The sequence below is a fragment of the Streptomyces sp. CB01881 genome (assembly GCF_002953255.1).
In the GTDB taxonomy this organism is placed as follows: domain Bacteria; phylum Actinomycetota; class Actinomycetes; order Streptomycetales; family Streptomycetaceae; genus Kitasatospora.
This window is the reverse complement of sequence record NZ_CP026498.1, coordinates 10,963,948-10,964,560: the sequence shown is the minus strand read 5'-3', so window position 1 is coordinate 10,964,560 and position 613 is coordinate 10,963,948.

Sequence of the window (613 nt, the reverse complement as noted above, 5' to 3'; positions counted from 1 at the left end):
AACCCCCGGAGACCCACCTTCGAACTCGTCGAACGTACGTTGCCAGGGCGCTGACCTGGCTTTCCTCGGTTCGTAGGAGCAGACAGGACCGGTGGGCCGCTCACCTTCGCCGGAGGCGCAAACCAATCCTGGTGGACTGGCTGCGCGAGGGGCTGTCGACCACTGGCCGGGTAGGGTCCCGGCCCGTGCCGTCGTCACGTGTGACTGAGTTCGGCAGCGTCTGGCAAGACCTATGCTGACTCTTTGCTGACCGAGTTGACCTTCGACCAGAGACTCGAAACCCCCGTGAGGCGGTCGCCCTGCCCACTCCGGCGGCCTGCTGACGGGACTGGTGCTGTCCTGACGGCAGAGCGGTTCGGCGCGATACGGCGAAACGGACACCCCAGGGGCGTTTCAGAGTTCCGGTGATCACGTAGACGGGCTGGTCAGGTAAATGTCCAAACCCAAGTCTCTGGTATCTGACGGTGAGTCGACATTCCGCCGTCGGCTTCTGATCGGACTGGGCGTGCTGCTGGCCGTCAGTCCACTGGCCGAGCTCGTCACCCGGCTGGCCGGCGGCTCCACACCGACCACCCCGCGCCGAGTCCCAGCTCCTCCGTGCGCTCCACCCCTT